We start from the raw sequence: 8,334 nt of genomic DNA, 5'->3' as shown, positions 1-8,334 counted from the left end.
ACGGCGGTGCCGAGGGCGCCTTCGTCCGACACGACCTTCAGACCGCGCTTCTCGACGACCTCGTCCGGGGTGCCTTCGCCCGCGAGGACGCCTTCGATGACCTGGCGGGCCAGCTTGTCGTTGAGGTCGCCCTTCGAGACCAGCTCGGTCACCCGGGCGACCTGCGCCGGGGTGATGGCCAGTTCGTCGAGCGCCTTGCCGGACTCGTTGGCGCTGCGGGCGAGTTCGCCCATCCACCACTTGCGGGCGGAGGCCGCGTCGGCACCGGCGTCGATCGTGGCCACGATCGGGTCCAGCGCACCGGCGTTGAGGATCGCCTGCATGTCGAGGGCCGTGATGCCCCACTCCGCGACCAGGCGGTTGCGGCGGGCCAGCGGAAGCTCGGGCAGACCGGCGCGGATCTCCTCGACCCACTCACGCGAGGGGGCCACCGGAACGAGGTCCGGCTCGGGGAAGTACCGGTAGTCCTCGGCCTCTTCCTTCACTCGGCCGGAGGTCGTGGACCCCGTGTCCTCGTGGAAGTGCCGGGTCTCCTGGATGATCGTCCCGCCGGAGGAGAGCACGGCCGCGTGCCGCTGGATCTCGAAGCGGGCCGCGCGCTCCACGGACCGCAGCGAGTTGACGTTCTTGGTCTCGCTCCGCGTGCCGAACTTCTCGGTGCCGATGGGGCGCAGCGACAGGTTCACGTCGCAGCGCATCTGGCCCATCTCCATACGGGCCTCGGAGACGCCGAGCGCCCTGATGACCTCGCGCAGCTCACGGACGTAGGCCCGCGCGACCTCGGGAGCACGCTCGCCCGCGCCCTCGATCGGCTTGGTGACGATCTCGATGAGCGGGATGCCGGCGCGGTTGTAGTCCAGCAGGGAGTGGGACGCGCCATGGATACGGCCCGTCGCGCCGCCCACGTGGGTCGACTTGCCGGTGTCCTCCTCCATGTGGGCGCGCTCGATCTCCACACGGAAGGTCTCGCCGTCCTCCAGCTGCACGTCGAGGTAGCCGTTGAAGGCGATCGGCTCGTCGTACTGGGAGGTCTGGAAGTTCTTCGGCATGTCCGGATAGAAGTAGTTCTTCCGGGCGAAGCGGCACCACTCGGCGATCTCGCAGTTCAGCGCGAGACCGATCTTGATCGCGGACTCGACGCCGGTCGCGTTGACGACCGGGAGCGCGCCGGGCAGGCCGAGGCAGACGGGGCAGGTCTGCGTGTTGGGGTCCTGACCGAGCTCGGTCGAACAGCCGCAGAACATCTTGGTCTTGGTGCCGAGTTCGACATGGACCTCGAGGCCCATGACGGGGTCGTACGACGCGAGAGCGTCCTCGTACGACACCAGGTCGGTCGTGGTGGTCACGGTCTAACTTCCCTCTCAGCCCAGCAGGACGTCGTCGTCGCCCAGCCGCTTCAGCTCGCGGTACAGGATGGCGAGGCCGGTGACGACGGCGACGGCGGACACGGTGGCGTCGATCAGGACCAGCGTGTCGTTCTCGGCGCGCGCCTTCCTGAGCCGCTTGGCGACACCGATGGCGCCGAACGCCGTGGTGGCGATGGACAGGTACGTACCGGACTTGGACTTCTTGAAGTCCTTCGCCTTGGTCAGCTTGCTCACAGCGACGGTGCCTCCTCCAGGAGCGGGTGGCCCCACCTTTCCACGAAGGCGGCCTCGACGGCGGCGCCGACCTTGTAGAGGCGGTCGTCCTTCAGGGCCGGGGCGATGATCTGGAGGCCGACGGGCAGGTTGTCCTCGGGCGCCAGACCGCACGGCAGCGACATGGCCGAGTTGCCCGCGAGGTTGGTCGGGATGGTGCACAGGTCGGCCAGGTACATCGCCATCGGGTCGTCGGCGCGCTCGCCGATCGGGAAGGCGGTGGTCGGGGTCGTCGGGGAGACGATCACGTCGACCTGCTCGAACGCCTTCTCGAAGTCGCGCGTGATGAGCGTGCGGACCTTCTGGGCGCTGCCGTAGTAGGCGTCGTAGTAGCCGGAGCTCAGGGCGTACGTGCCCAGCATGATGCGGCGCTTGACCTCGGGGCCGAAGCCCGCCTCACGGGTGAGGGAGGTGACCTCTTCGGCCGAGTGGGTGCCGTCGTCGCCGACCCGCAGGCCGTAGCGCAGGCCGTCGAAGCGGGCGAGGTTGGAGGAGCACTCGGAGGGCGCGATCAGGTAGTACGCGGAGAGCGCCAGGTCGAAGGACGGGCAGTCCAGCTCGACGATCTCGGCGCCGAGCTCCTTGAGGAGGGCGACCGACTCGTCGAAGCGCTGGATGACACCGGCCTGGTAGCCCTCGCCGCGGAACTGCTTGACGACACCGACGCGCATGCCCTCGACGCTGCCGTTGCGGGCGGCCTCGACGACCGGCGGGACCGGGGCGTCGATCGAGGTGGAGTCCAGCGGGTCGTGTCCGGCGATGACCTCGTGGAGCAGGGCCGCGTCCAGGACCGTACGGGCGCACGGGCCGCCCTGGTCGAGGGAGCTGGAGAAGGCGACCATGCCGTAGCGGGAGACGGCGCCGTAGGTCGGCTTGACGCCGACCGTGCCGGTGACGGCGGCCGGCTGGCGGATGGAGCCGCCGGTGTCGGTGCCGATGGCGAGGGGCGCCTGGTAGGAGGCGAGCGCGGCGGAGGAACCGCCACCGGAGCCACCGGGGATCCTGGTGAGGTCCCAGGGGTTGCCGGTCGGGCCGTAGGCGCTGTTCTCGGTCGAGGACCCCATGGCGAACTCGTCCATGTTGGTCTTGCCGAGGATGACGACGTCAGCGGCCTTCAGCTTCTTGGTGAGGGTCGCGTCGTACGGCGGGATCCAGCCTTCGAGGATCTTCGAGCCGACGGTGGTCGGGATGCCCTCGGTGGTGAAGATGTCCTTCAGCGCGAGGGGCACACCGGCGAGCGGGCCGAGCTTCTCGCCCCGCTCGCGCTTCTCGTCGACGGCGCGGGCCTGCGCGAGGGCGCCCTCGCGGTCGACGTGCAGGAAGGCGTGCACCTTCTCGTCGACGGCCTCGATCCGGGCCAGGTGGGCCTCGGTGACCTGCACGGCCGTGAGTTCACCGGAAGCGATCCTCGCGGCGGTCTCGGCGGCGGTGAGCTTGATGATGGTGACGTTGTCCGTCATGGCGGTTAGTCCTCCCCCAGGATCTGCGGCACCTTGAAACGCTGCTGCTCCTGGGCCGGGGCGCCGGAGAGCGCCTGCTCGGGGGTGAGCGACGGACGGACCTCGTCCGCCCGCATGACGTTCGTCAGCGGGAGCGGGTGCGAGGTCGGCGGTACGTCTTGGTCGGCGACCTCACTGACGCGGGCGACCGCGCCGATGATGTCGTCCAGCTGGCCGGCGAAGTGTTCGAGCTCTTCGGGCTTCAGCTCCAGACGCGCCAGCCGGGCGAGGTGGGCGACCTCCTCGCGCGTGATGCCAGGCATGCAGCGATCCTCTGGGGTGAGTGTGTGTGCTTTGGGCCCAATCCTAGGGGGCGAGGGCCTCCGGCCGTTAAACGGATTCGCCAGGGGATGCCCGCTGGGGTTCGGGAAGCGGCTGCGGGTCCGTCGTGGCTGGTCGCGCCCCGCGGCGGAGCCGCATGTCGATACAGCCCCGCGCCCCTAACAGCGAAAGCCGCACAGGTCGGCCGGAATGTTCACTCCGCCGCGGGCAGCGCTGCCCTTGGCCGCTGCCAGCCCCGCGCGCCCCGCGCCAGCAGCCACGCCGTCGTCTCCTCCGGCGGCATCGCCGCCGCGACCAGCCAGCCCTGTACGGCGTCGCAGCCCATGTCGCGCAGCCGCTCCCAGGTCTCGTCGTCCTCCACGCCCTCCGCCACGACCAGCAGGCCCAGGGAGTGGGCGAGGTCGACCGTGCAGCGGACGATCTCCGCGTCCTCGGTGTCGACGGCCAGTTTGGCCACGAAGGAGCGGTCGATCTTCAGTTCGCTGACGGGGAGGCGGCGGAGGTGGACGAGGGAGGAGTAGCCGGTGCCGAAGTCGTCGAGGGACATCTTGACGCCGTGGCCGGTCAGCGCGGCGAGGGTGTCGGCCGCGCGGGAGGGGTCCTCCAGGAGGACGTGCTCGGTGATCTCCAGTTGGAGCGCTCCCGCGGGAACGCCGTGCCGGGCCAGGCGGGCGGCCACGGAACCGGCGAAGCCGGGGGTGTGGACATCGCGCGGGGAGACATTGACCGCCACCGGGACGAACAGGCCCTGCGCCCGCCACTCGGCGACCTGCGCGAGAGCCGTGTCGAGGACGTACTCGGTGAGGTGCGGCATCAGCCCGGAGGACTCGGCGATCGCGATGAACTCGTCCGGCGGCACCTTCCCGCGCTCCGGGTGCACCCAGCGCACCAGCGCTTCCAGCCCCGCGACCTGCCCGTCGAAGCGCACCTTGGGCTGGTAGTGCAGCTGCACCTCGTGCGCGTCCAGCGCCCGGCGCAGATCGCCCAGGAGGCCGAGGCGGTCGGGGGTGTTGGAGTCCCGCTTGGACTCGTAGACCTCTACGCCCGTGCGGTCCCGCTTGGCCTGGTACATCGCCACGTCCGCCCGCCGCAGCATGCCCTCGGCGTCCACGGCGTGGTCGGGGAAGACGGCGACCCCGGCGCTGGCCTCCAGGACGAGGGTGAGTCCGTCGAGGTCGAGCGGGGAGCTGAGGGCGGCGACCAGGGTGCGGGCGACGCGGGTCGCGGAGGTGGTGGAGTCGGCGACCGGCAGTAACACGGCGAACTCGTCGCCGCCGAGCCGGGCCGCCTCCGCGCCGCGCGGCAGGGCGATCCTCAGCCGGTCGGCGATCTGGAGGAGCAGCCGGTCGCCGGCGAGGTGGCCGAGGGTGTCGTTGACCGAGCGGAAGCGGTCGAGGTCGATGAGCATCAGGGCGGACCGGGCGCCGATGCGTTCGGCGTCGTCCAGGGCGGTCCAGATGCGCTCCAGGAGCCACTGGCGGTTGGGCAGTCCGGTCAGCGGGTCGCGCAGCTGTTCCTCGGCGCGGGCCCGGGCCATCCAGAGCGTGGAGTCGAGGGCGATCAGGGGGATCGCGAACAGCGGGAGGAGCAGGGGCTTGGCGGCGGCGACCACGCAGACCAGCGGGGCGATGCCGAGCAGCGCGACCGCGACCAGGCCCTGTCTGACCAGGGCGGTACGGGCCATGGTGGGCAGTCCCGCGTGGCGCGAGGAGTGCAGGTACCAGCCGAGCGCGCGGGTGACCGCGAGATAGGCGACCGCGACGAGCACCACCTCGGGGCCGGTGTAGAACGTCCAGGTGTCCGGGTTCCACGGGGTCTCGACGGACGGCGACTGGCCGAAGGCGGCGAGGACGAGGGCGCCGGTGGCTATGCCGAGGATGTCCACCGCGCCGTGCAGGATGCCCTGCCGCCAGCGGTGGCGCCTGGCTATGCCGACCAGCAGCACGACGGTGAGGCTGACCATTCCGGCGGCCACCCAGCCGTAGAGCAGCAGGACGGCGAGGGTGAGGGCGGCGCCCGAGCCGGTGCCGCCCCACCAGCGGGCCCGGCCGAGGGCGACCAGATGGCCGACGATGACCCCGGTCAGCACGGCCAGCGACCAGCCGACGGTGCCCGACGGGAAGAGGGCGTGGCTGCCGGTGAAGGCCCGGTAGAAGCCCGCGCCCAGCACGAATCCGGCGGCCGCGACGACCGCCGTGGGCAGCGCGGGCCAGGACAGCTGCCGGTCGGGTTCGGAGTCGGGCCTACCGGGGGCGCGCTCGGCGGTGAGCTGTGCGGCACCGGGGCCGCCGGCCGCGGTGTAGGGTCCGGCGACGCGCCCTTCCGCGCCCGGACGCTCCGAAGGCCGTCCGGACCACCGGCTCGCCCGCCATGCGCCGGTGAGCCGGCGCAGGCGCAGCCGTGAGTCCGGGGCGGCGCTCTCGGTCGGTTCCATTCCCGTCCCTCTCACAGCCGGCGGTGCCCACGCCACGCGGCTCGTTCGCCCGACAAATCCCTCGACGGCGCCGCGTTGGAAAACCCTTCCCCTTGCTCATCAGGAGCACGGGGATGCCCCAACCGCAGCTGGGCACGGCAGGCGCACATCTCAACAGTAGGCCGCAGAAGGCTTCCACGGGCAGCGGTCGTCGACGGTTGCCCGAATGCGCCCCGGCCACCCGTATGCATCTGGTATGCGCCGAACGGGTGGCCTTCAACCGCCGCTCCTCGCTACTCCTGCGTGGGAAGTGCCACATCAGCGGCCGCTTCGGGGCCCTGTTCGAGCAGGACGTCGAAGCCGTCCTCGTTCAGAACCGGCACCTTGAGTTGCATCGCCTTGTCAAATTTCGACCCAGGATTGTCACCTACGACAACGAAAGATGTCTTCTTCGAAACCGAACCGGTCACTTTCGCCCCTCGGGACTGGAGGGCCTCCTTGGCCCCGTCGCGGGTGAAGCGCTCCAGGGTGCCGGTGACGACGACGGTGAGCCCTTCGAGAGGACGCGGCCCCTCGTCCTCCCCCGAGCCCTCCTCCTCCATGCGCACGCCCGCGGCCCTCCACTTGCGCAGGATCTCCTGGTGCCAGTCCTCCGCGAACCACTCCTTGAGGGACTTCGCGATGATCGAGCCGACGCCGTCGGTGGCCGCCAGCTCCTCCTCGCTCGCCTCCTCGATGCGCTCGATCGAGCGGAAGTTGCGGGCCAGGGCCTCGGCGGCGACCGGGCCGACATGGCGGATCGACAGACCGGTGAGGACCCGGGCGAGGGGGCGCTCCTTGGCGGCCGCGATGTTCTCCAGCATGGCGACGGCGTTCTTCTTGGGCTCGCCCTGCTGGTTGGCGAAGACGGTGACGACCTTCTCCTCGCCGGTCTTCGGGTCGCGCTTGGGCAGCCCGCTGTCCTGGTCGAGGACGTACGCCTTGATGGGCAGCAGCTGTTCGATGGTGAGGTCGAACAGGTCGCCCTCGTCCGCCAGCGGCGGGTCCGAGGGCTCCAGCGGCTTGGTGAGCGCGGCCGCGGCGACGTAACCGAAGTGCTCGATGTCCAGGGACTTGCGGCCCGCGAGGTAGAACAGGCGCTCGCGCAGCTGGGCGGGGCAGGTGCGGGCGTTGGGGCAGCGCAGGTCGACGTCGCCCTCCTTCATGGGCCGCAGCGGCGTACCGCACTCGGGGCACTCGTTCGGCATCACGAACTCGCGCTCGCTGCCGTCGCGCAGGTCGACGACCGGGCCGAGGATCTCGGGGATGACGTCACCGGCCTTGCGCAGCACCACGGTGTCGCCGATCAGGACGCCCTTCAGCTTGACGACGTCCTGGTTGTGCAGGGTGGCGAACTCGACCTCGGAGCCGGCCACCGTGACCGGCTCCACCTGGGCGTACGGGGTGACCCGGCCGGTACGGCCCACGCCCACGCGGATGTTGATGAGCTTGGTGTTGACCTCCTCGGGCGCGTACTTGTACGCGATCGCCCAGCGCGGGGCGCGGGAGGTGGAGCCGAGCCTGCCCTGGAGCGGGATCTCGTCGAGCTTGACGACCGCTCCGTCGATCTCGTGCTCCACGGAGTGGCGGTTCTCGCCGAAGTAGGCGATGAACTCCCGGACGCCGTCGAGGTCGTCGACCACCCTGTTGTGCTTCGCGGTGGGCAGGCCCCAGGACTTGAGGAGGTCGTAGGCCTCGGAGAGACGGGTCATGCCGTCGAAGCCCTCCAGGGCGCCGATGCCGTGCACGACCATGTGGAGCGGGCGGGTGGCGGTGACGCGCGGGTCCTTCTGGCGCAGCGAACCGGCCGCCGCGTTGCGCGGGTTGGCGAAGGGCTTGTCGCCGGCCTCGACCAGACGGGCGTTGAGCTCCTCGAACTTCTCCATCGGGAAGTAGACCTCGCCGCGGATCTCCACGAGGTCGGGGACCCGGTCGCCGGTGAGGCGGTCCGGGATCTCGGCGATCGTACGGACGTTGGGCGTGATGTCCTCGCCGGTGCGGCCGTCGCCGCGGGTGGCCGCTCGGGTGAGCCTGCCGTGCTCGTAGGTGAGGTTGACGGCGAGACCGTCGACCTTGAGCTCGCACAGCAGGTGGTAGTCGGTGGTGCCGACGTCCTTGGCGACGCGCTCCGCCCAGGCCGCGAGCTCCTCGTCACTGAAGGCGTTGTCCAGCGAGAGCATGCGGGAGCGGTGCTGGACCGCCGTGAACTCCGTCGCGTACGCCCCCGCGACCTTCTGGGTCGGGGAGTCGGGGGTGCGCAGCTCGGGGTACTCCTCCTCCAGGGCCTCGAGGGAGCGCAGCAGCTTGTCGAAGTCGGCGTCGCTGATGACCGGCGCGTCGTTCACGTAGTACCGGAAGCGGTGCTCCTCGATCTGCTCAGCGAGCTGCGCGTGCTTCTCCCGTGCCTCGGCGGGCACCGTCGTCTCCGCTTGCTTGTCGCCGGCCACCGTGTTGTCCTCCC

The 8,334-nt window shown here is 70.7% G+C and carries 6 protein-coding genes; all 6 read right to left on the bottom strand.

Annotation, left to right across the window (positions count from 1 at the left end):
* Window positions 1-1,346: Asp-tRNA(Asn)/Glu-tRNA(Gln) amidotransferase subunit GatB (gene gatB / locus ACFULQ_RS29715; protein ID WP_383549683.1), on the bottom strand; the 1,346-nt coding region annotated here is incomplete at its 3' end.
* A gap of 15 nt (window positions 1,347-1,361) precedes the next feature.
* Window positions 1,362-1,601, bottom strand: a complete 240-nt coding sequence (locus ACFULQ_RS29710) for a hypothetical protein (RefSeq protein ID WP_381341263.1) — start codon at window positions 1,599-1,601, stop codon at window positions 1,362-1,364.
* A complete protein-coding gene (gene gatA, locus ACFULQ_RS29705; protein WP_383549680.1) occupies window positions 1,598-3,100 on the bottom strand; it encodes an Asp-tRNA(Asn)/Glu-tRNA(Gln) amidotransferase subunit GatA in 1,503 nt (500 codons plus the stop codon). Before gatA ends, ACFULQ_RS29710 begins: the two co-directional genes overlap by 4 nt.
* A gap of 5 nt (window positions 3,101-3,105) precedes the next feature.
* The gene (gatC, locus tag ACFULQ_RS29700; protein ID WP_007384860.1) at window positions 3,106-3,402 is read right to left on the bottom strand and encodes an Asp-tRNA(Asn)/Glu-tRNA(Gln) amidotransferase subunit GatC; all 297 of its coding nucleotides are present in this window, start codon (window positions 3,400-3,402) and stop codon (window positions 3,106-3,108) included.
* A gap of 212 nt (window positions 3,403-3,614) precedes the next feature.
* The gene (locus ACFULQ_RS29695) at window positions 3,615-5,855 is read right to left on the bottom strand and encodes a putative bifunctional diguanylate cyclase/phosphodiesterase (protein ID WP_383549677.1); all 2,241 of its coding nucleotides are present in this window, start codon (window positions 5,853-5,855) and stop codon (window positions 3,615-3,617) included.
* 272 nt (window positions 5,856-6,127) lie between these two features.
* Window positions 6,128-8,320, bottom strand: a complete 2,193-nt coding sequence (gene ligA, locus ACFULQ_RS29690; RefSeq protein ID WP_383549674.1) for an NAD-dependent DNA ligase LigA — start codon at window positions 8,318-8,320, stop codon at window positions 6,128-6,130.
* Window positions 8,321-8,334: the final 14 nt, after the last annotated feature.

Origin of the sequence: Streptomyces sp. NPDC057253 (assembly GCF_042669125.1) — a bacterium.
Lineage (GTDB): Bacteria > Actinomycetota > Actinomycetes > Streptomycetales > Streptomycetaceae > Streptomyces.
Note: the sequence above shows the minus strand (reverse complement) of the source record. Positions and strands in the feature narration are given on the sequence as shown.